This window comes from Gayadomonas joobiniege G7 (assembly GCF_000300815.1).
Taxonomy (GTDB): domain Bacteria; phylum Pseudomonadota; class Gammaproteobacteria; order Enterobacterales; family Alteromonadaceae; genus Catenovulum; species Catenovulum joobiniege.
This window is the reverse complement of sequence record NZ_AMRX01000007.1, coordinates 246,725-268,831: the sequence shown is the minus strand read 5'-3', so window position 1 is coordinate 268,831 and position 22,107 is coordinate 246,725. Positions and strand designations below refer to the sequence as shown.

General features: G+C 40.2%; 18 protein-coding genes. 11 read left to right on the top strand and 7 right to left on the bottom strand.

The features are described from left to right. Nucleotides 1-7: 7 nt before the first annotated feature. Nucleotides 8-577 carry a TetR/AcrR family transcriptional regulator gene (locus C727_RS19120; protein ID WP_017446159.1) on the bottom strand — a complete coding sequence of 190 codons (570 nt, stop codon included), beginning with the start codon at nt 575-577 and terminating at the stop codon, nt 8-10. A gap of 165 nt (nt 578-742) precedes the next feature. Between C727_RS19120 and miaB the strand changes: the two genes are divergently transcribed. From miaB to C727_RS0113365, 6 genes are read left to right on the top strand one after another with little or no spacing between them, the layout of a single operon-like run. Beyond that, nucleotides 743-2,176 carry a tRNA (N6-isopentenyl adenosine(37)-C2)-methylthiotransferase MiaB gene (miaB, locus tag C727_RS0113390; RefSeq protein ID WP_026052719.1) on the top strand — a complete coding sequence of 478 codons (1,434 nt, stop codon included), beginning with the start codon at nt 743-745 and terminating at the stop codon, nt 2,174-2,176. A 20-nt stretch (nt 2,177-2,196) separates the two neighbouring features. Beyond that, nucleotides 2,197-3,216: a PhoH family protein gene (locus C727_RS0113385; protein WP_017446157.1), complete on the top strand. Its 1,020-nt coding sequence runs from the start codon at nt 2,197-2,199 to the stop codon at nt 3,214-3,216. A 2-nt stretch (nt 3,217-3,218) separates the two neighbouring features. Further along, nucleotides 3,219-3,695 (top strand): rRNA maturation RNase YbeY, encoded by a 477-nt coding sequence (gene ybeY, locus C727_RS0113380; RefSeq protein WP_017446156.1) that lies wholly within the window; start codon nt 3,219-3,221, stop codon nt 3,693-3,695. A 35-nt stretch (nt 3,696-3,730) separates the two neighbouring features. Further along, nucleotides 3,731-4,609, top strand: coding sequence for a CNNM family magnesium/cobalt transport protein CorC (gene corC, locus C727_RS0113375; RefSeq protein ID WP_017446155.1), 879 nt, complete (start codon nt 3,731-3,733; stop codon nt 4,607-4,609). Further along, on the top strand, nt 4,606-6,138 hold the full coding sequence (gene lnt / locus C727_RS0113370; protein ID WP_017446154.1) for an apolipoprotein N-acyltransferase: 1,533 nt from the start codon (nt 4,606-4,608) through the stop codon (nt 6,136-6,138). The genes corC and lnt overlap by 4 nt, the downstream gene beginning before the upstream one ends. Before the next feature lie 18 nt (nt 6,139-6,156). Further along, complete coding sequence (locus C727_RS0113365; protein WP_017446153.1) at nt 6,157-7,119, top strand: Gfo/Idh/MocA family protein; 963 nt, start codon at nt 6,157-6,159, stop codon at nt 7,117-7,119. 12 nt (nt 7,120-7,131) lie between these two features. On the opposite strand, the gene C727_RS0113360 is transcribed toward C727_RS0113365, so the two are convergent. The 3 genes from C727_RS0113360 to C727_RS0113350 form a co-directional block, all read right to left on the bottom strand. Then, entirely contained in the window at nt 7,132-8,154 is a 1,023-nt protein-coding gene (locus C727_RS0113360; protein WP_017446152.1) for a LacI family DNA-binding transcriptional regulator, read from the bottom strand. A 67-nt stretch (nt 8,155-8,221) separates the two neighbouring features. Further along, a complete protein-coding gene (locus tag C727_RS0113355; protein ID WP_017446151.1) occupies nt 8,222-9,334 on the bottom strand; it encodes a polysaccharide lyase family 7 protein in 1,113 nt (370 codons plus the stop codon). Between the two features lie 131 nt (nt 9,335-9,465). Then, nucleotides 9,466-12,366, bottom strand: coding sequence for a TonB-dependent receptor (locus C727_RS0113350; RefSeq protein ID WP_017446150.1), 2,901 nt, complete (start codon nt 12,364-12,366; stop codon nt 9,466-9,468). 624 nt (nt 12,367-12,990) lie between these two features. Between C727_RS0113350 and C727_RS0113345 the strand changes: the two genes are divergently transcribed. From C727_RS0113345 to C727_RS0113335, 3 genes are read left to right on the top strand one after another with little or no spacing between them, the layout of a single operon-like run. Beyond that, complete coding sequence (locus C727_RS0113345; protein WP_017446149.1) at nt 12,991-13,758, top strand: SDR family NAD(P)-dependent oxidoreductase; 768 nt, start codon at nt 12,991-12,993, stop codon at nt 13,756-13,758. Between the two features lie 39 nt (nt 13,759-13,797). Then, the gene (locus C727_RS0113340; protein ID WP_017446148.1) at nt 13,798-15,042 is read left to right on the top strand and encodes an NRAMP family divalent metal transporter; all 1,245 of its coding nucleotides are present in this window, start codon (nt 13,798-13,800) and stop codon (nt 15,040-15,042) included. Between the two features lie 27 nt (nt 15,043-15,069). After that, nucleotides 15,070-17,310, top strand: coding sequence for a polysaccharide lyase 6 family protein (locus tag C727_RS0113335; protein WP_017446147.1), 2,241 nt, complete (start codon nt 15,070-15,072; stop codon nt 17,308-17,310). Nucleotides 17,311-17,411: 101 nt separating this feature from the next. Here C727_RS0113335 and C727_RS19585 read toward each other — a convergent pair whose 3' ends face one another. Continuing rightward, the gene (locus C727_RS19585) at nt 17,412-17,555 is read right to left on the bottom strand and encodes a hypothetical protein (RefSeq protein ID WP_162131402.1); all 144 of its coding nucleotides are present in this window, start codon (nt 17,553-17,555) and stop codon (nt 17,412-17,414) included. A gap of 291 nt (nt 17,556-17,846) precedes the next feature. Between C727_RS19585 and C727_RS0113320 the strand changes: the two genes are divergently transcribed. Next, entirely contained in the window at nt 17,847-18,296 is a 450-nt protein-coding gene (locus C727_RS0113320) for a hypothetical protein (RefSeq protein WP_017446144.1), read from the top strand. 731 nt (nt 18,297-19,027) lie between these two features. Here the strand turns inward: C727_RS0113320 and C727_RS0113315 are convergent. Further along, nucleotides 19,028-19,912, bottom strand: coding sequence for a bacteriophage abortive infection AbiH family protein (locus tag C727_RS0113315; RefSeq protein ID WP_017446143.1), 885 nt, complete (start codon nt 19,910-19,912; stop codon nt 19,028-19,030). Nucleotides 19,913-20,376: 464 nt separating this feature from the next. Further along, entirely contained in the window at nt 20,377-20,664 is a 288-nt protein-coding gene (locus tag C727_RS0113310; RefSeq protein ID WP_017446142.1) for a pyocin activator PrtN family protein, read from the bottom strand. Nucleotides 20,665-21,017: 353 nt separating this feature from the next. On the opposite strand from C727_RS0113310, the gene C727_RS0113305 reads away from it, so the two are divergent. Then, nucleotides 21,018-22,049 (top strand): hypothetical protein, encoded by a 1,032-nt coding sequence (locus C727_RS0113305; RefSeq protein ID WP_017446141.1) that lies wholly within the window; start codon nt 21,018-21,020, stop codon nt 22,047-22,049. Nucleotides 22,050-22,107 lie beyond the last annotated feature (58 nt).

Genomic DNA, 22,107 nt, shown 5'->3' with positions numbered 1-22,107 from the left:
TACATTTTTAATGCTGTGGCCAAACTAACCAGGGTAATAGCTGTTTGAGTGTCTGGCGAAGCTCAGCTGGTGATGGCGACAGGTAACTGTATGCGCGTAACCCTAATAAAGCCATCATGATGGCTTTTGCTTTACCGTGTGCTTCTGCTGGCGCATTATCTTTTTCTAATAAACGGGTAAATAGTGCTTCGATACGCTGCAAATGGGCTGCAACCTTTGTATGCAACGCTGGATTTTGATGCGATAGCTCAAGTGTTGAATTTAATAGATAACAGCATTTGTACGCTGTTTGTTGTGATTCTTGAATAACTTTTTCAAAAAATGAGACCACAGCAGCATTGCTTTGTTCGTGCTCTGCAAAGGTTTGTTTGATCATATCCAGCGAAGCCTGCGCATAATTTTCGACAGTGGCGTTAAATAACCCTTCTTTGTTGCCAAATGCCAAATAAATGCTGCCTGGTTTTAAGCCTGTGGCTGTGACCAGCTGTTGCATAGATGTCCCATTAAAACCATTCTGCCAAAAAATATCTGCAGCCGCTTTAATCACACTTTCGGTTTCAAATTTTTGCCGACTCATATTGGACACCTCTAATCTAGCTACTAAACAAAGAGTTATTGTATCTCTTTTTACAGATATGTGGAATTTAGAATTTATCTGGCTTTTGCTATGGTGAAGCGCGGCTAAAATCAGTACAATACGCGGTCATTTTTTCCATTTGGTTAAATTTTGGGCGTTAAAAACATGGGTAAAAAGCTTTATATCAAAACTTGGGGTTGTCAGATGAATGAGTACGATTCGCAAAAGATGGCGGATCTGCTGGATTCAACTCATGGTTTTTCACTGGCTGACGAAGCCGAAGATGCTGATGTGATCCTGTTAAACACTTGTTCTATTCGTGAAAAAGCCCAAGAAAAAGTATTTCACCAATTGGGGCGCTGGAAAGAACTTAAACAGCATAAACCCGAGTTGGTTATTGGTGTGGGCGGCTGTGTAGCTTCTCAAGAAGGTAAAGCAATTCGTCAGCGTGCGCCTTTTGTGGATATTGTTTTTGGTCCCCAAACTTTGCACCGCTTGCCTGAAATGATTAATCAGGTGCAAAAAGGTGAGTCTTCTGTTGTGGATGTTAGCTTTCCCGAAATAGAAAAGTTTGATCGTTTGCCTGAACCTCGTGCTGAAGGTCCAACTGCATTTGTTTCGATCATGGAAGGCTGTTCTAAGTACTGTACTTTTTGTGTGGTGCCATATACGCGGGGTGAAGAGGTATCTCGCCCATTAGATGATGTGTTGTACGAAATTGCACAATTGGCTGAGCAGGGCGTACGGGAAGTTAACTTGCTTGGGCAAAATGTCAACGCTTATCGTGGCGAAACATTTGATGGTGGTGTGTGTCATTTTTCTGAATTGCTTAAATTAGTCGCAGCCATTGATGGTATTGACCGGATTCGTTATACCACCTCACACCCAGTTGAGTTTACTGATGATATTATTGAAGCATATCGAGACACGCCTGAGTTGGTTGATCACTTGCACTTGCCGGTTCAGTCAGGATCAGATCGAATTCTGACACAAATGAAGCGTGGCCATACTGCGATTGAGTATAAATCTAAAATTAGAAAACTTAAAAAAGTGCGACCTAATTTAAGCATGTCGTCAGATTTTATTATTGGTTTTCCGGGTGAAAGCAACGAAGACTTTGAAGCGACCATGGACTTAATCGCCCAAGTCGGTTTTGATATGAGTTTCAGTTTTATTTATAGTGCGAGGCCAGGCACGCCAGCAGCTGATATTCCAGATGATGTGCCGGAAGCTGAAAAAAAGCAGCGCTTGCATTTGTTGCAGCAAAGAATCAATCAGCAAAGTATGCAGATAGCGCGAAATATGTTGCATACGGAACAAAGAATTTTAGTTGAAGGGCCGTCAAAGAAAAATCCAATGGAGCTTTGCGGCCGTACTGAAAACAACAGAGTTGTTAATTTTGAAGGGCCTCATACTGTAATTGGCCAATTTGTTGATGTTAAAATTATTGATGTCATGGCAAACTCGCTACGGGGTGAGTTGTTACGGGTAGAATCAGAGATGGATCTGCGTGTGGCGACTGCACCAAGTGAAATTTTATCGCGCCGTCAGGAAAATCAACCTGATGAGAGTGGTGTTGGGGTATTTGTTCCCCAGTAACAAATATAAGGAAGGTTTTTTTGAGTAACCAAACCGAGTCGATAGAAATATTTCTCGAACCGGCAGACCGCTTTCGATTAGCAAATCTGTGTGGTCCATTTGATGACAACCTGAAGCAGATTGAACGCCGTTTAGGGGTTGAGATCAGTTACCGGGACAACGAGTTTAAAATTACTGGAAAACAAACGGTTATTTTACCGGTTGCTGAGCTTTTGAAAAAACTTTATGTGGAAACACAAATAGTTAAAGGCAAAGCCAGTGAACTGGATTCGGAACAGGTGCATTTGGCTATCCAAGAGCTAAAAGTATTGGACCAAACCGCGGATAACGAAGACTTAGGCAAAGAAGCTTTTATAAAAACCAAACGCGGTGTGATCAAACCGCGTAATCCAAACCAAAGTAAATATGTGCATAACGTATTAACCAACGACATTTGTTTTGGTGTTGGGCCAGCAGGTACAGGTAAAACCTATTTAGCGGTCGCATGTGCCGTAGATGCACTTGAACGTCAAGAGGTACGCCGCATCTTGTTAACACGACCGGCGGTTGAAGCAGGAGAAAAGCTGGGCTTTTTACCAGGGGATTTAAGCCAAAAGGTTGATCCTTATTTACGCCCGCTGTACGACGCTTTGTTTGAGATGTTAGGATTCGAAAAGGTAGAGCGTTTAATTGAGCGTAGCGTAATTGAAATAGCGCCATTAGCCTACATGCGTGGACGCACTCTAAATGATGCGTTTGTGATTTTGGATGAAAGCCAAAATACCACTATAGAGCAGATGAAAATGTTTTTAACACGTATAGGTTTTAACTCTAAAGCTGTGATCACTGGGGATATTACTCAAATTGATTTGCCGAAAGGGCAAAAATCTGGTTTGCGTCACGCGGTGGAAGTTTTAAAAGATGTTGAAGACATTAGTTTTAACTTTTTCCGCTCTCACGATGTGGTCCGTCATCCGGTTGTGCAACGAGTGGTTGATGCTTATGAGCGTTGGGATGAAACTCAGCAGCGTGCTGAACAACAAAAAACGAAAGAACTCTAATCATGCCAGAGCAACCTCCCGCTGGGGTCGACTTAGACTTGCAAATTGCAACTCAAACTGATCAATTACCCAGCGAAGAAGAATTTAGGTTATGGGCCAGCCGAGCGCTGGCCGAACAGGGCCACAGTGAGTTAAGCATTCGCATTGTAGATGCAAACGAAAGCCAGCAACTCAATCATGCCTACCGAGGTAAAAACAAAGCGACCAATGTATTGTCGTTTCCGTTCCAGTCCCCACCCGGTTTAACTATTAAGTTGCCGTTTGTCGGTGATCTTGTGATCTGTGCAGAGGTTGTTTTTACAGAAGCGGCTGCACAAAATAAAACGGCAAAAGCTCATTGGGCACACATGGTCGTGCACGGATGTTTACATTTGCTGGGTTATGATCATATTGAAGCAGAAGACGCGCAGGTAATGGAAAACCTCGAAATTAAAATTTTAACACAATTAGGGTTTGACGACCCCTACCATATTGATTAAAACTATCTATCCCAAAGCAAAGAGATTTTAACGCAATGAGCGAAGACAACCCTCACTCTACAAACGGCTCTCAAAATAAATCATGGCTTGATCGAATTGGCCAGATGTTTGCCGGGGAGCCGAAAAGCAGAGAAGATTTACAGGAAGTATTTGAAGAAGCCGCTGAACGCGCCTTGATCGATATAGACACTAAAGACATGATCGAGGGGGTAATGGATATTGCCGAAATGCGCGTACGTGATGTAATGATCCCAAGATCGCATATGGTGACGATCGAAAAGTCACAATTAGTTGAAGAATTTTTACCCATAATGATCGAATCCGCACATAGCCGTTTTCCGGTGATCTGTGATGATAAAGATCATGTAGAAGGGATCTTACTTGCTAAGGACTTATTGGCATTTGTTTATCACAACGGGTTTGAAAATTTCAGCTTTGAAGAGTTGTTAAGACCAGCGGTTGTTGTGCCCGAAAGTAAACGCCTAGATATTTTGTTAAAAGACTTTCGCAAAGAAAGATATCATATGGCAATTGTCATTGATGAATTTGGCAGTGTTTCTGGTTTAGTTACCATCGAAGATATTCTAGAACTTATCGTTGGTGAAATTGAAGACGAACATGATGCCGTTGAGCCTGAAGATATCCGTAAAATCACCCGGTATGTGTATAGCGTAAATGCGTTGACCGAAATTGAAGAGTTTAACGATTATTTTAAAACCAAATGGCAATCACAAGATATAGATACCGTTGGCGGTATGGTGATCCAAGCATTTGGTCATGTTCCGAATAAAGGCGAATCAATTGAAATCGACGGCTTTTCATTTAAAGTCGCCAGTTGTGATGGACGCCGACTTATCCAATTACAGGTCACTTTGCCTAAAAACCAACAAGACGACAAGGACGATATCAGTTGAAATCAGGTTATGCCTTAGCAGTACCATCTGGGTTATTTGCAGCTGGTGGTACAGCAACTTTGGCATTCGCACCGTTTTCTTATTACGCGCTGGTTTGGTTTGCACTGCCGCTGATTATTTATTTTGCTTGGCAGCAGCCAGCTAAAACAGCAGCCGCTTATCTATTCTCGTTTTCTCTTGGCTGGTTTGGCATTGGGTTGTCTTGGATTCATGTCAGCTTATCTGAACACGGCGGTGTTCCGTTAATTGGCTCTGTCGTTATGATAGGGATATTGGCAGCTTATTTGTCGATATATTTTGTTTTACCCGTTTGGCTTGCCAAAAAAGCCAGCCGATACCTTAATCATAGTATTTATTTAATTGCGCCATTTTGGGCAGGCGCAGAGTATTTGCGGAGCCATGTGTTAACTGGGTTTAGTTGGCTATCACCGGGCTACAGTCAGATTGACAGTCCATTTGCAAATTTATTTGTCTACTTCGGCGAAACTGGGGTGACTTTTTTAATGGTTTTAGCCAGTTGTGCAATTGCCGCGGGGATCAGCAAAGCGCGCTGGCAAATATTGGCAGGACTATTGATGATAGCACTACCTGTCTTTTTATTGCCACCACCCCAAACACAGTCGATTGATAAAGCGCCCGTTAATTTGACTTTAGTGCAAGGCAATGTTGCGCAGGAAAATCGTTGGCAACCTGAATACCTATGGCCGACCATGCTTAAATATCAGGATATGAGCCGACCTTATTATAATGAATCTGACATTGTTATTTGGCCCGAAGCTGCTGTGCCTTCTATTGAGCCCAATGCCCAAGACTATTTAATTAATATTGATCAAGCCGCTGCCTACAACAACACGGCATTGGTCACAGGGATCATAGATTACCGTCCGTTGAGCGGTGAATTTTTTAACAGCATTATTGTACTTGGGCAAGTTTCACCGGAGCAAACGGGCGGTCAGTATAGCCATGGGCATGCCAATCGGTTCAATAAACACCATTTGCTGCCGATTGGTGAATTTGTGCCGTTTGAGGATCTGTTACGAAATTTGGCGCCGATTTTTGATTTGCCTTTTTCGTCGTTTGACCGCGGGGATTATAAACAGCCACCATTGTTGGCGAATGGTTATTTTATGACGCCTGCTTTATGTTATGAAATACTCTTTAGTCGCCAGGTTAGAGACAATTTAACAGAGCAAACAGATTTTATTTTAACCTTGAGCAATGATGCTTGGTTTGGGCGCTCCAAAGGGCCTCATCAGCATTTAGAGATTGCCCGAATGCGCGCGCTTGAGTTAGGCATCCCAGTTATTCGAAGTACTAATACGGGTATCACTGCTGTGATTGATGAGCAGGGAAACGTTGTTAAAAAAGCAGAGCAATTTATCGAAACAGTTTTGCGCTATCAACTTCAAATAAAACACAGAGCCACATTCTATCGAGCCTATGGCGACCGGATAGTAACCGCCATGAGTTTCATTTTATTGATATTCGTCTTATTATTGAACCGTCAGCGTTTTAAAAAGTACCCATAAAAGCTATAGGGAGTCTCTATGTCAGATATCCGCTGGGCAGTCATTGGCCCAGGTGTCATTGCACACAGATTTGCACAAGCTCTACAAGGACAAGAACTTGGTCGTATTGTTGCAGTGGCGAGTCGCAGTATGGTAAAAGCCGAAAACTTTGCCCGCCTATACGGTGCTGAAGATTTTTATGATGACTATCAACAAGTTTATCAACACCCAGATGTGGATGCTATATACATAGCGACAACACATAATTTTCATGTTCATCAGGTTTTAGCGAGTTTGAATGCCGGGAAGCACGTTTTATGCGAAAAACCACTCGGGGTCAATTTAGCGGAAGTTGAGCAGATGCAACAACTGGCGACTGAAAAAGGCCTTTTTTTAATGGAAGCTTTATGGTCGGTATTTTTACCGGCTTATCAGCAAGTAAAGTTGTGGTTAGATGAGGGCATTATTGGTGAGATTAAGTTGATCCGCTCAACCTTTGGTTTTACCGCACCTAATAAACCCGAACATAGATTATATCGGCCAGAACTAGCAGGTGGTACTCAATTGGATATGGGCGTTTATAATGTAGCAACTGCCCACTGGTTTATGGGTGAAGCGCCGCATAGCATACAGGCGATGGGGCATATTGGCGAAACTGGTGTTGAAGAAATGGTGTGTGCCAATTTAGGCTTTAGCGGGGGCCGTATCGCACAATATACCTGTACCATCCAATTGAGCACGGATAATGTGCTTTACCTGTTTGGTGAAAACGGCCATATCGAGATTCAAGGCGGTTTTTGGGAATCGCAACAAGTTCGTTTAGTCACACCAAACCATAGTCTTGAGGTTCAGTGCCCCTTTGCCATTAATGGGTTTGAATATGAGATTGAAGAAGCCGAACGCTGCATCAGAGAAGGCAAAATACAAAGTAGTTTAGTGACGCATGCATTTACCCGCGAAGTAATGCAAACCATGCAGACGGTTTTAGAGCAGATAAAATAACAAACTTGAGCCCTAAAGTTTTATTTTAGGGCGACCACATGAATCTCTAAGGACTAACTCACAGGGGATCTGAATACGTGTATTAAAGGATTTAGGATGGTCAAGTTTGGTAATTAATAACCGGGCTGCCTGCTCGCCGATTTCATAGGGTTGTTGCTTAATTACGCTGATGGGGACGGTAAAAAACTCAGCATTAGGAATATCTTCAAAACCTAATAAAGAGGCATGTTCTGGCAGTTGAACATTTGCTTTATTAAACAACTTTAATATATCCATGGTAATAGCGGTTTGCTGGGTGAAAAATGCCGTAGCTGGTTGCTCAGTATCCAGTAAATCGAGTGGGTTTGTCTGCAAGCCACTTTTACGATCCCAATAAATTATTAAATCTTCTCTCATCGGAACCGATAATTTTTTGTGGGCGTCAACAAAACCAAGGTATTTTTCTCGGCGAGAGTTAACGGTTTCAAATGGTTGAGTAACAAAACAAATATCTTTATGACCCAGCTCAATTAAGTATTTGGTGGCGTTAAAAGATGCTCTTTTGTAATCAGCTACAACGACACTGGTATCACAATCTTCGTGCTCTAATTGAAATTGGATCACAGGTACTGTGTTGCGTGAGGTTTCTTCGATAAATTGGGCGTTGCTACCGCAAGAGGCGATAATAATACCGTCTACATTGAGCCGGCAAAGGGCTTTAATCGCACTTTCTTCAGTTTTTGGGTCAAAGTCGGTATTGTAAATGATTAAATCATAACCATGATTTTTACAATAATCATCCATTCCGCGGATCGCTTGACCGGTATAATTGCTAGAGATATCCCGTACGATCACCCCCAAAATGCGGGTCTTATTCGTTTTTAAGCTGCGTGCAAAGTTGTTCGGAACATAATTTAGTTCTTGAATGGTTTTTTGTATTCTTAAACGGGTTTCTAATGACATAAAGTCAAAGCGCCCATTTAAAAATTGAGAGGCTGTGCTTTTAGAAACACCTGCTTTTGTTGCTACATCAATAAGTCGTACTTTTTTAGTCATTTACATCATCACCTTGCTTGCAGGCATCAATTAAGATGCCTGAAGTTGGTTTTTTGGTTCTGGCGGTTTATTTATTCATAGCGACGGGCGCAGTTAATTCTAAACGCGAGAAGGTTACGCTTGTATAATTGCCATCTGCTTTATCTGTTTGCCAATCGCCAGTACCCGGACAAGCTGGGTAGCGAAATGATGGGGCATCTTTGGAACTACATTGATTATACGCACCGGCTTTAAAAAATAGCCAGTCCTTTCGGTAACCATCTTTTTGATCATACTCATCAATTTGGCCATTTGCATCTAGATTATTGGCTAAGTTTATCTGGTGTTTCACCGTTGCATGATTAGCAGAAGAAAACTCTAAGTACATTATATCTCCAGAGACATTCACTGTGTAACTAAATGTTTCACCTAGAGCGATACCCGTTTTGCCGGGATCAGCATCACTGTTCCAGCCATCTCCCCATACTGGATATGCGATGTCTATCCGGTTTGGATCATCTTTGGTTAAATTGCGTTCGTAATTCCAAAATACTGAACCAGTGGCATGATGTGGGTATTTTTTATAATAGATTTTTAATGGTTCATTGCCCCATCCAAAACCAGATTCCAGATCCCGCAGTTCGTCTAACTTTCCGGCATGAATTTGTCCGACAACAACCGAATAAGCGGGTGGTTTGTCACCATACTTGGCGTTAACCGAAACATGATTAACTTTTAATGTTGCTTGCATACGTGCGCCAATCGATGCAAATTTTTCGGCCTCTGGGTTGGATGCTAAGGCAAAATAACTTTTTGGATTACGTGTGCCAACTTTATCGTCGGTGTCTTCATCAAATACTTGTCTTAGTTCACTTCTTGTATTGGTAGAGTTTGGCGTGGTTATCGCTTTATTGGGCGCAGCAAAAACCATATGTTGGTTTTTATCAAGATAAAAAAAATCAGCAATTTGGTAGTTAGCTAAATCAGCTGAGCTAATCGTATCGGCATTGCCGCTATTATCGAGATCTAACGGTATCGTTAAATTCCATTTACTCAGATCAAACACTTGGCCGGGAGTAAGTACTGAATCTGGCTCATTGTTTACCTGTGGTGATTTTGGTTGTGAATCACCACAGGCGCTTAATATGAGCCCACAAGCACTCGTCAAACACACTAAAGCGCTTTGTTTAGCACGAATCATATTATAGCTCCATTATTTTGGTTGTTTAATCGACCCAAATCAAAATAGGGTCAAGCAGAATAAAAGAGCAGAAACCTAACTAGTAACGGGGACAAGAAACTAATTTAACGTCTGGTTTCTGCTAAAACAGGTTAAAACTTGGCTCGAACGCCTAATGTAATGCGGCGATCTGATTCACTGTAAAGCCAGATGCTATTTAGCTCAGTGACCTGACGAATTGGCTCGCCAGTTAAGTTTACTGCGTTGGCAATTAAGGTAAAATGTTCATCGACGTCATAACTGGCTGATACATCAAACTGGCCGCGAGAATCACGGTAGTTATTCCCAAGGGTTGGATCAAAATAGTCCTCATCTGGATTAGTGCGATTGTAAATACCCGTTGCCAGTGCACCGACAGGACGCACACGTTTTTCGTCTTGCGTGTCTAAATATTTGTCGCGCCAATTATAAGCGACCCTGACTTGAAACCCCTCATGCTCCCAATAAACTTGTCCGTTAAAGGTATGGTTAGAAATATCTAACAGAGGGTTACCATCTGGTTGCTCGCTATCTGCGTAGGTGTAGTTGGTCGCAAAACCAAGCCCTGGAATAAAGTCAAGTTGCTGCTGGTAGGCAAGTTCTAAACCAACGACTTCACCACTACCGCCATTTACATCGGTATCAATAACAATACCTGTCAGGCCAGCGTCTCGCTGAGCTTCTACGTAGGCCAAGTCTTGGTTACCGGTTGCATATCTCACATCATCTTGGCTGACGCCAGCATTGTCCAGTAGACAAACATTTACATACTCGGTAACGTTTTGATCGGCCACTGTATTTGGATGTGCGATACAAGAGCTGCTACTGACGGTAAAGGATTGTACGTCTTTGTAAAAAATCGCTGCCGACGCCATACCACCATTGCCAAAATAGTGTTCTGCTGAAAAATCATATTGGGTAATACGGTAAGGGTCGAGTTTGTATGAGCCTTGAGACCCAGTCACTAAGGAGTTATCAACGTTTAATGCTGGGCTTAGTTCACTAAAATCACCCCGACGCATTACTTTGGCTGCGGCAAATCGTAACAGGGTTTCTTGTGATAAATTATAAGTCACGTTTAAACTGGGCAATAAATCAGAGTAGTCATGCTCGCCGGTTTGATCGTATGTGCTAGAAACAAGATCTGTGGTGACGTACCTTGCACCAACGACAGCGGTAAGTTCGTCAAAGTCTAGTTCAAACTGTCCATAAATGGCTCTAGTTTCTTCATTGATTTTGGCATACGAGCCGGTATTACGCACCATGTTGTCGGCTAAACTGCCCGTTAGTTCATGGCTGCTTCCAGCCAGCATTTGTTTAACTTTTTCGTAGGTACCATTGATGTCGTAAGCTAACAGGGCACCATCGTAAACCCAATAATGCGTTAATGCGTTACTGCCAGAAATGCCTGTCTGGTCGAACGAATTAGCGTGGTTGATTTCCTTAAAACCACCATAGGTATCATTAAATTCGTCAGCCCATGTTGGACGTACCACACCATCGTAAGACACACTGGTTTGCAAGTTTTTAAGCTCACTGCCGTTATTACGCAAGTCATAGCGGTCTAATTCGTAATCTCGATCTGTGGTTCGAACACCTGCTTTAAAGTTACGAATAAAGTTAATACCAAATGGTTCGCTATATTCTACGTCTAAACGAATCGCTGTTTCTTCGTTATCTGTCTGGTAAGTTTGGTGGGTAAATTGGCGGATCGCTAGATTGTTTGGATCTAATAAAGCATCTGGGTCAGAAAATGCTAAACCAGGGATTTTATCACCTTCCTGAGTCATAGTGATAGTAAATAGGTGCTCGGTAATAGTGCCATCCGCTTCGTACTGATCTCGGGATATTGGGCGTAAGTTAAACTCAGATTTTGTCTGTAATGCATCTGATTTAGTATAGGCAATTTCACCCGATAACTTAACGCTATCATTGAGTAAAAACTCACCACCTAAAGCATTTGACGTAGAATCATTGGTGGTAAAATCAGCCCAGGTTTTTGGTTGTACAAACACACTGCCAGAGCCAAAATTGTGTAACTGTCCCTCACTATCACCGTAGGCGTCCGCTAACACCAAATCGGAGTAATCTTTACTATCATTTAACACTGAGTAGGCTTCTTGGCCACCATCTAGCTCAGTGGTGTTGATATCTAGATAGATAAATCCTTCGGCGTTTTTTGGGGCCCATTGCAGTGAAATACCGTAAGCAGTTCGCTCGCGCTGTTCCGTTTTTTGTTCAACCGTATTTTGGCTGCGGACTAAAAAGTTACCACTCGCTGTATTCGCTTGCTCACTGTTACCATCACCATCAAAATCGAGCTCCGTTGGCGTGATCAAGTTAAAAAATTCGTCGCGGCGCAGTTCTCGGTCTTGGTATGCTAAAACAGCTGATGCACCAAAACTACCAGCATCCCCCAAATCCCAATTTGAGCCTGCTGAGACATTAAATCGAGGCGCCCAATTTTCAGTTTTATCCGCGTATTCCCCATCAAGGGTAAAAGCGATAGTTGGTTCGTTTAGCTCAAGCGGACGAACCGTTTTCATGTTAATCGTACCGCCTAACGCACCTTCAATCATTTCCGGGGTGGGCGATTTAATGACTTCAACTGTTTTTAAGAAGCTCGACGGAAAGTCTTCTAAACTGATACCACCGCGACCACTACCTGAAGTCGAGCGACCGTTTAGCTCGACTCTGTTCTGTGAAATGCCTCGTATAGTGACTGATTCTCCGACACCAAAATTCGTGCTTATGGAGACCCCGGTAATACGCTGAAGTGCCTCTGCGATATTATTGTCTGGTAATTTACCAATGTCTTCAGCAACAACGGCATCAACAATGCGTGTATTAAACCGTTTTTGCCTGGCCGACTCAGCCATACTGCCCGCCATACCTTTAACTTGGATAACTTCTAAGTCTTCTGATGGGGTTTCTTGAGCCTGAGTGGTGAATGGCAGTCCGACCAAAGTAGCAGAGAGGATAGCCATAGTTAATTTGGATAAGTTGTTGTTCATTGTTTCGATCTCCGGTTACTGAGCTTGCAAACACCCGTGAGCTCTTGTTACTGCAATGCTGTGCCCGCCTGAGTGTGTTCTTTTGTATCTGAATAAACCGGTTTAGTTGAAAAATAAAAAAATATATTAAATAAACCGATTTATCTTAGTTTGAATGCATCCCACTTGTGTAAGATGCTTAACATTAAATTCACATAAAACCTGTATTAGATCAAGTTATAAACGGTATTTTTTTTGAAATTATTTTAAATTATCGTTTAAGTTAATGATATTTAAAGATTAATTTTATACGGCTTGTGCGCTCATATCATTTGGTTTTTATTTTTAATTATGTAAATAAAAAAGTTTATCCCAATCCGTTTAGATGATTTAAAAATGATCCGGAGATAATTGTTTAGTCTTTTTTATGGTTTAAATAAATCGATAAATGTAAATATTTGGTTTTTTATTTATCTTTTTTGGTTGGTTTTTGACCTTGACAAGTAAATTTTGCGTGATAGATTTAATAAAAATAAATCGGTTTAGTTGTTTTTTAGCGGATGGTATTCGACCCTGAACGCGTATTTAACTAATCTAAATTGATGTTTGATTTTTTGGTAAATAATTGATTTTAGGTCTAATGTGATGAGTAAATTAGCAGGAAAAAATGTTTTAGTGACAGGCGGGGCAAGTGGAATTGGTGGCGCGATTTCGTTTGCGTTGGCTGAGCAGGGTGCCAACGTTATTGTGCATTATTACAGTTCAAAAGCGGCTGTTGAGTCTTTGCAAGCAGATATTGCAGAAAAAGGCGTTGGTAAAATTATTCCACTCCAAGCTGATTTAACTGATGAGTCTTCAGTTAAACAATTTGCCGAGCAAGTACGGGACCATTTTGGTCAACTGGATGTATTGGTAAATAACACTGGAGATTTGGTTGAGAGGCATTCGTTGGAATCGGTTACCAACGCATTTTGGGAAAAAGTAATGTCGGTTAATTTAACGTCAATGATGATGGTTACCCGATCATTGCTGCCATTATTAAAACAGGCGGATAGTGGTGCATCTATTGTCAATTTATCTTCTTTAGCTGGTCGCAAAGGTGGTCACGCTGGCTCACTGGCATATTCGACCTCTAAAGGTGCAGTTTTAACTTTTAGCCGTTCACTGGCAACTGAATTGGCTGAGCATCAAATCCGCGTTAATTCGGTCACTCCAGGGTTAATTTTGGGTACGCGTTTCCATGCAACACATACAACTGACGAGTCGGCCAATAAAACCATCAGTGAAATTCCGTTGCAGCGAGCGGGGGATCCCTTTGACGTTGCTAGAGCGGTTGTCTTTTTTGCCTCTGAATTTGACGGTTTTATCACAGGTGCCACGTTGGATATTAATGGTGGTGTGTATATGGCGTAATCGCTGTATACACCTAATAACTTCGAATAAGGTTTGATTATGCCGTCAATGATGAAAAAAATTATGAGCTTCGGCCCCGCATTTTTTGCGATTGGCTACACAATAGGCACTGGTAGTGTAACCTCAATGATAGTAGCCGGAAGCTCCTACGGTATGCAATTATTATGGGTGTTGTTTTTGAGTTGTTTATTTTCAGGAGCGTTGATATATGCCTACGGTAATTTTGCTATCGTGACGGGTAAAACAGCGCTCTTTGCATTTAAGCAGCACTTAAAGTTTGGTAAGCCGATCGCACTTTTAATTATTGTTGGCGTGACTTTTGGCCAATGGAATTCGCTGATGGGGATATTGGGCATATCCTCCAATATAATTTTTGAAATGTTAGCCCTTTATGCCCCGTCGATTACAGAATATAAGTACCAGGTTGTGCTAGCGATTGCGGTGACAGTTATCGGCATAATGTACTCGATCATGTTAATTGGTAAGTACTCCTTGTTTGAAAAAATTCTTGTTATGTTTGTTTCCTGCATGGGGTTATCTTTTGTTTTTTCGTTGTTTGTTGTTCATCCGTTACCGAGTGAAGTTGTGACTGGTTTTGTGCCATCAATTCCTGAAGTTGAGGGGGGTAAAATGATGGTGGCGGCGTTTGTTGGTACGACTATGGCTGCGGCAACTTTTTTATCCAGGCCTTTATTTATTCAGGGTAAAGGCTGGAACATGGCACATCAGAAACAGCAAAAACGGGATGCTTTTGTGGCCGCTGCATTGGTTTTTATTATTAGCGCATCTGTTATGGCTGTCGCACACGGCGCGCTCTATCACGAGGGAACCCGTATTACTCATGTGCTGGATATGGTAAATGCGCTCGAGCCTATCGCAGGTAAAACTGCTTTGACGGTGTTCTTTTTTGGTACATTGGCTGCGGGTTTGTCTTCGGTATTTCCGTGTTTATTGATCGCTCCTTTATTAATTGCTGATTATCGCTCGGGTAAATTAGATACTAAATCGGTGCAGTTTAGGGTGATCACAGGGGTCGCTTGTTTGCTTGCGTTAACTATACCTGTGTTTGGGTTTAATCCCATCAAAGGGCAAATTTTATCTCAGGTGTTTAATGTTTTTGTATTGCCTTTAGTCATCATTGGTATTTTATCTGTGATTAATAATAAAACCCTGATGAAAACGCAGGTCGCAGGAAAATCTCTTAATGTGATTTTAGTATTTGCTCTTCTATTTGCAATGGCAATTTCAGTAAATGGCGTCATGGCCATCGTTGAGCAACTTTAAATTTTGCTACAGATAAGGAACTTTATAATGTGTAAGTTACTCTCGATACACCGAACAAAGTGGGCGTCATTTATATTGCTACTTTGTTTTTCGGGATTTACCAGTGCACAACTGGTAAAAAATATTGAAGAATTTAATCAGGCCGTTAAACAGGTCCAGCCGGGTGATACCATCGTAATGGCCAATGGTGTTTGGCGTGACGTAGAGTTGGTATTAAAAGCACAAGGCCAGCAAGATAAACCTATTAAATTAACCGCTGAGACGGCTGGCAAAGTGATTATTTCTGGGCAATCTAATTTAAGCTTTTCCGGCCAATATATTATTGTTGAAGGTTTGGTATTCAAAGACGGATATACACCGACTGGCGAAGTGATTGCGTTTAGAACCTCGTTAGATGATTTAGCAAATCATTCACGGTTGAGTAATGTTGTAATTGATAATTTTAGTCACCCTGAACGTCAGTTATCGGATTTATGGGTCGCAGTATATGGTAAGCATAACCGTATTGACCATAATACTTTTATTAATAAACGTAACCGTGGGGTAACCTTTGCGGTACGAATGAATTCAGAAGCCAGCCGCAAGAATTATCACGTTATTGAATATAATTATTTTGGCCCGCGCCAAGTATTAGGTGCCAACGGGGGTGAGACTTTACGGATAGGGACAAGCCATTTTTCGCGCGAATATGCAAACACTTTGGTTCAGTATAATTATTTTGATCGTACCAATGGCGAACATGAAATTATTTCTAACAAGTCGAGCGGAAATACATTTAATGGCAATGTTTTTTACGAAACTCAAGGCACGTTAACAATGCGTCATGGTCATTATACTAAGGTCGAAAATAACTATTTTTTGGGGAACCGTAAACCAAATACTGGTGGGATTAGAATTATTAACGAACATCAAACTGTGAATAATAACTATCTTTACGGTTTGACAGGGCACAGATTTCGAGGCGCGCTTGTAATCATGAATGGGGTGCCAAATTCACCGCCAAACCGATATGACCCTGTGATTGAATCGGAGATGAATAATAATGTAGTGATCGATAGTGATTACATTCAATTGGGGGCAGGTGCAGATGAAGAGCGTTCTGCGCCGCCAACCAGCTCGAAAATGCACAACAACATTATTATGGGGAAATATAACCAAAACCCGTTTACCTTATTTGATGATATGTCGGGCATTAGCTTTAACGGCAATATTATTAATGAGGATGCTAACAACCCGCTTAAATCTGGCTTTAATAAAGTCCCTTATTCTGTCCACACCAACCGCCATGGACTAAAGGTTCCAGATCAAGCACTGCTGGACAAGATAAACTTTGGCAAGGTTAAACTGCCAGTAAGCAAAGCGCAGACGGGTGCTAGTTATTATCCGAAAAAAGATAGCCAAATTGCTTTTGCCAGTGGGCAAAAAATTAAAGTTAAAGCGGGTGTTGATACGCTAGTTGATGCGCTCAAACACAGTCAACCTGGAGATGTATTAGTATTAGAAAATGGCGGTGAATATTTGTTAACCCGTTTTGCGAATATCCATCATCCAATTACCATTAAAGCACAAGCAGGTAAAAAGCCTATTATTCGCTCTGAAAAACCAAGCTTTATCGTGATTGAAAATGGTGGTGCGCTTGAGCTTGAAAACCTTTGGTTCGAAGGTAGAGAATCACCGGATTATAAAGGCAATAGTGTGATAAGGACGAGTCGATATTCAATGAATATTAATTATTCATTGTCGGTGCGCAACGTTAAAGTTACAGACTTGGATGTGAATGGTTATTTTTACTTCTTTAAGGCGCACGCTGGCACCTTTGCCGATAGCATAAAAATTGTCGACTCTGAAATGCGCAATATTACCGGAGCCATTTTAGAACTGAACAAAGAAACCGATGATTTAGGTGTGTATAGTGTTGAAAATTTAACGCTTTCGGGAAATACCTTTGCTGATATCAAAGAAGAGGTTGCAACTGTGTACCGAGGTGGTTTTGATGAGAGTACGTTTGGTCCTATGGTCACAGTGACAAATAACCGCCTGATCAACGTGGGTACAGGAAAAACTCATAGAACCGGTGCTTCTATGTATTTTCATGGGGTGCAAAAACTGCATATTAGTGATACCGAATGGACTGATAGTGCGCCACTTGAGTTATATCTCACTAATGGTGAACCCATTACTGTGATTGAAGATATTACACTGAAAGGTACACCAAAAATACGTGCCAATAAGCCAGATTTTAAAACGAAAAATATTGTTTACCAATAACGCTTTGTTGAAGATCTCTGGGACAGCGAACCAAAAAAAATTGTTGACACCATATAAATAAAGGCTGGAGATCCAGCCTTTATTTTTACCAAATCATACATTTATTTGGCAATTTTAAGTGATAAGTTTTCTAAAAAATAAAGCGTATTCCCATCAATAATCGATTGACTGTCGTCTAGATATTTTTGCTCTAAAACACCAGCAGTTGACCAAGCGGCAAAGTCATCATCATTGATCACGGCCAATCAGAAACATCAGTGATTTCTAAATCACAACCGCTAAGCCGTATGATAGTGGCCAAACTCACAGCCAATACTTTTAATTTCATTATCTTCCCTTGTTTCAAAAAGGAAAGGATATTTTGGGGCACTGACTTGTGACGATAAGATGGCAGTTTTGCGGCAATTTAAGCCTTTTTAACGGTTTATAAAAAGTGATTTAAAAAATAGGTGAATCTGTTTAAAAAATAAGCTTTACTATTAAATGTCTAATAAATTATATTCAATCTGACTGCAGACTTATCAAGGAAAAGGATTATGTTAGTACGCAAAATCGGCATTTTATTGACCTTTAGTTTTATCCTAGCGGCTTGCTCAAAAAGCCCGCAAGAACTTTTGGTTGGCCATTGGAAATGTCATGGAGAAGACGAAAACTTTAAATTTTCTGGTGATGTGGAGTACGTCAGTAACGGCACCTCTAATGTCATGATTGAGATGACGGGGGAAGAGTCGGCCACAAAACTGTCGTTTGAATTGATGGCACAAGGTACCTGGAAATTAAAAAAAGAAGAATTATTAGAAACTATCACTAAATTAACAGTCACCCGTTTTTCTGTGGGTGGCAGAGAGATACCCCCAGAGAAGTTTCCTAAACAGATGAAAGATGCATTGGTGGGCGTAACAACGGGCTCACAAATACTCCAGTTAGATGAGAGAGTATTATTAACCAAATATGCCGGTAATCAGACAACTTGCTCGCGTTTATAAAGGCGTGCAAGTATTAATATGTTGTGTTTCAGATTATGTTAACTTTTGTTTCAGCGCATCAGTTTTGGCTAAATCAACAGAGGTTTGCACTTTTTGATCATTTGCCTCATCAACAATTGACGACGTGCGAGTGATATTCCAAATTCTTGGGCAATATCAGCCAAGATGCAAGCATCTAGGGAAGCGAGTTCATACTAAAATTGTACTGGTTTAAAGTGAACATAGCTTTCAGAAAGTAAGTAAAAACTGGTCGCGATAAACCTAGAATAAGTGTTCTCCCCAAACCCGTATTAAAGTTCAGCATGGGGCTGAATAATCAACTTGAGTACAAAAAACTATTTGTTCGCCTAGGAAACGTTTTTTGTTAAAATGCCGCTCGATAGAAAAGCCCCTGATTTTGTCACTGCATTTGTCAGTCTAAGGTGTAAAGGTTGACAACCAAGTGGCAATCACCGAATGATTAAAAGGTAATATTTTGCTAAAAAAAGCTTTCAGCCATTATCCATTAATGGATGCAGATTCATGACCATCAGTAAGTTAGATCACAAATTTTCAGTTGCGCCTATGCTTGATTGGATTTATTGACTTCTTAACCAGTTGAATTTAAATGGAAATTTAAATATAAAACAAGATGGGTTCAAAATGGGTTCTTGTTTTGGGTGCGATTATTTCTTTAATTGTTTAAATTGGAAGTACGTAAATAAAACACTAAGCCAAACAAACATCAAATCTCAGCACATTGGATATGCTCTCCCTAGCTTTTTAGATGATAGTGAGTATAGCTTTTCAGGAGGAACTCCAATACTCAGTAATTTATTATGCGTAACTGATACGCCATCGTATTCTTGACTTGCATGATTCCAATTCCTCCAGACTGCATCTGGATAAGCATTTAAAATACACTTGAAATATGGAATGTCGATATCGTTAATAGAGTGTCCAATCACAATTACCTTTGTAACATCACCATATTTTTCTAGGTCTGTTCTATGCTCTTCAAGTATTTTCTTAACTGGCTTATGAAATTTATCGGTTACAGATGCTAAAGTTTGATATGACTCCTCAAACCAAGGCTGATCTTGATTTGGTTCCATAGACGAGGATTGGTTACCATTTCCTATACCATGCCCAAATATTATATTCCCTCTGGCTTTTCCATGGATATGCAATACATCTTCGTCTGGCACTGAATACACATCTTGAAGAGTCGATGTATAATTAAAGTTTATGAATTTGAACCCTCTTGGAAATTCCATAAACTTAGTTGCTTTCTTGAGATCTACTTCTCTAATCCAATCTTTAAATGCTTTTTGTATATCACATACTAACTCATCTGTTTTTTGAAATATTTCATCATTATAGCCGTTTACGTATTTAGATGACTCAATCATGTCATCCATACTTGGTTCCCATACTGAGTTTTCTCTGAAGTTATCTTCATCAAAGAGTCCTAAATTTTCTTCGAAATTTGACCATTCTTGGTCATCAAAAAAGGAGGGGAAATACACTAAGTGGTCATCGAGGTGGTCGCTATATTTTTGGTGAAAATACCAATAACTTGTAGATAAACCGTTTTGTATATCGAATCCATTACCGATAATAACTAAAGTTTTCAATCTAAACTCTCTATCAAAAATTCTGTATATGTAGTGGCAGAATACTTCAAATATATTTTCCTTTCTAGAGCCTCGTTATAAAGCATTGCCTATTATTAATAGCAGATTATTTTGTTTTTTTTCAATAACTAAAACAAGAATGGTATGCTAGTACTTACGAAATATATACTACTACAAATGTACTAAACCTTATCCAAATGAAAGGAATTACGTACGTGAATAACAACTTATCTTTGGAACAAGCCAGAAAAAATGCAAGAACGTTTTTTTGAAATGACTAGACAGTTAGTATAGCTTGCCTATCCACTGGAATATGATAATCAGTACAATGAACCTCTGGGATGGCGTACGCAGTATTTCGATCATTATCATACCTAGTGACATAAATGGGATTTTGGCTAGGTTTGTTGAACCATTTAACACAATACAATAAAAAAGGGGCATAAGCCCCTTCCAAACTATACTTAACCAGCCTGATTGTGACTCCAATCGTCAAAGGCACTGTTGGCTTTCTTCTCTATATATTCAGCAAGGCTGTTAATATGGACAAGGTAAGGCGATTTTTGGCTATCCATTAATCGCATTACAGGAAAAGGAAGTTCATGTGAACCTGCTTTCCGTTGAGCGGTTCTAACGCTCAACCCAAGTAACCTTTCAGCAATTTCTTCTAATGGAATTAAAACTTGATTGCCAAATTCCATCGTGAGTAACAATACAGATTGAGAAAGAGATTTGTTTGAGTGGTTACGCATAGATTACCTCGTTAATTAATGTTCCGAGTTTCCATCTGCGGCCTATTTAACGATCCACATCCTTTCCATAGATACAAAAACCTTCAATGGTTTATTAAATTATTAACTAGCGAGTAACAGCTAAACCATTGAGTATACTATGTTATTTATTTTCGAAAATCTACTTGTTGATTTTGGGAGTTAAGAGGGGCTTCGCCCTTCTTGCAAGCATAGGGATGAAGCGAAGCAAAATGCAGGTTTGAGAATCAAAGCCCCTATCTTGAACATCATCAAAATAATGTACCCGTTACAACTTAGTCTTTTATTTTTAAATTTTTGTGTTATCTAATTAATATAGAATTATTAAAAATGAAATGATTAAAAACTGGACGGTTAAGGTAAAGCAGATCCGCAATAGCGGCATTAAATACAAACATAAAAAAGTAATAGCCGATAATGGTAAAATAACCCACTCAAAAATTGCTGGTAGTGGCAGAAAAATTAATAATGGTTTTATTAATCATGTTAATTATATAGCCGATCAAAACAGACCTTCACATTTAAAAACTAAAATCACAGTATTATTAAATAATGCGCATCATATCTTAAATGCTATATCTGAGCGAAAAAACTATCGAAAAAGCCAGAGTTTAGCTGGAGGCGGTGTTGTAAATTACGCAACATCATTTGTTTGTACTATCCCCAACGATATTACTCAGCCAAATAGTATTAAACAATGGTCACAAATATCAGCCCAGGTTATTCAAGATATTGCCGCAGTAACCAACTTACCAGTTAAAGCAATTAAACGTCACACTCATATCGTTTTACATGACGAATCCGCATCGGCTGATAAACATTCACACTTACACATTTTAGTCAGTAATGTGATTAACAATGAGGTAGTTAAAAGCATTTCTCAACGCAAAACCATCCATGCCGTTAAGCAGGGATTTAATAAGTCGGTGAAGCTCGTATTAAATGAAGATCACAAGGACTACCTACCTAAAACCAAATCAAAACCAGATAAGCCGTTATGGTTAGCCAGAAGTGAAAAACTTCAACAGCTTGAGGATAAAAATAAGCAGCTAAACTCGGCCGTAACCGCACAAGTAACAAAACTCACTAAAACACGCAAAGCGATAGAAGCGTTAGCTGATACCTATCACAAATTGAAGATTGAACTTGAAAGCTGGACGTTCAACTTTATGAATAAATTCTGGAATGAAGCTGAACTTAAAGCGGCAGAAGTAGCAGAATCTATCGATAAAATTGAACAGCATTCTAAAATATCCGCTCAAAAATTTAATGAAACAATTCATGAGGTTGAAAAAACTAACCTTTCAGCGCCAGAAGGGGCAAAAGTAACAACACAACGAAAAAGACGCAGAAGAAACAGAGGGTAAGTGAAAAAATACTGGTGAGCTATTGAAAGAAAATAAAATACTGTTAAAACAAATGTAT

Coding starts and splice junctions, on each gene's coding strand:
- C727_RS0113345 (WP_017446149.1), top strand. CDS start 12,991: ATGAGTAAATTAGCAGGAAAAAATGTTTTAGTGACAGGCGGGGCAAGT.
- C727_RS0113350 (WP_017446150.1), bottom strand. CDS start 12,366: ATGAACAACAACTTATCCAAATTAACTATGGCTATCCTCTCTGCTACT.
- C727_RS0113335 (WP_017446147.1), top strand. CDS start 15,070: ATGTGTAAGTTACTCTCGATACACCGAACAAAGTGGGCGTCATTTATA.
- C727_RS0113320 (WP_017446144.1), top strand. CDS start 17,847: ATGTTAGTACGCAAAATCGGCATTTTATTGACCTTTAGTTTTATCCTA.
- C727_RS0113340 (WP_017446148.1), top strand. CDS start 13,798: ATGCCGTCAATGATGAAAAAAATTATGAGCTTCGGCCCCGCATTTTTT.
- corC (WP_017446155.1), top strand. CDS start 3,731: ATGAGCGAAGACAACCCTCACTCTACAAACGGCTCTCAAAATAAATCA.
- C727_RS0113310 (WP_017446142.1), bottom strand. CDS start 20,664: ATGCGTAACCACTCAAACAAATCTCTTTCTCAATCTGTATTGTTACTC.
- C727_RS0113365 (WP_017446153.1), top strand. CDS start 6,157: ATGTCAGATATCCGCTGGGCAGTCATTGGCCCAGGTGTCATTGCACAC.
- miaB (WP_026052719.1), top strand. CDS start 743: ATGGGTAAAAAGCTTTATATCAAAACTTGGGGTTGTCAGATGAATGAG.
- C727_RS19120 (WP_017446159.1), bottom strand. CDS start 577: ATGAGTCGGCAAAAATTTGAAACCGAAAGTGTGATTAAAGCGGCTGCA.
- C727_RS0113360 (WP_017446152.1), bottom strand. CDS start 8,154: ATGACTAAAAAAGTACGACTTATTGATGTAGCAACAAAAGCAGGTGTT.
- C727_RS0113355 (WP_017446151.1), bottom strand. CDS start 9,334: ATGATTCGTGCTAAACAAAGCGCTTTAGTGTGTTTGACGAGTGCTTGT.
- ybeY (WP_017446156.1), top strand. CDS start 3,219: ATGCCAGAGCAACCTCCCGCTGGGGTCGACTTAGACTTGCAAATTGCA.
- C727_RS0113305 (WP_017446141.1), top strand. CDS start 21,018: ATGATTAAAAACTGGACGGTTAAGGTAAAGCAGATCCGCAATAGCGGC.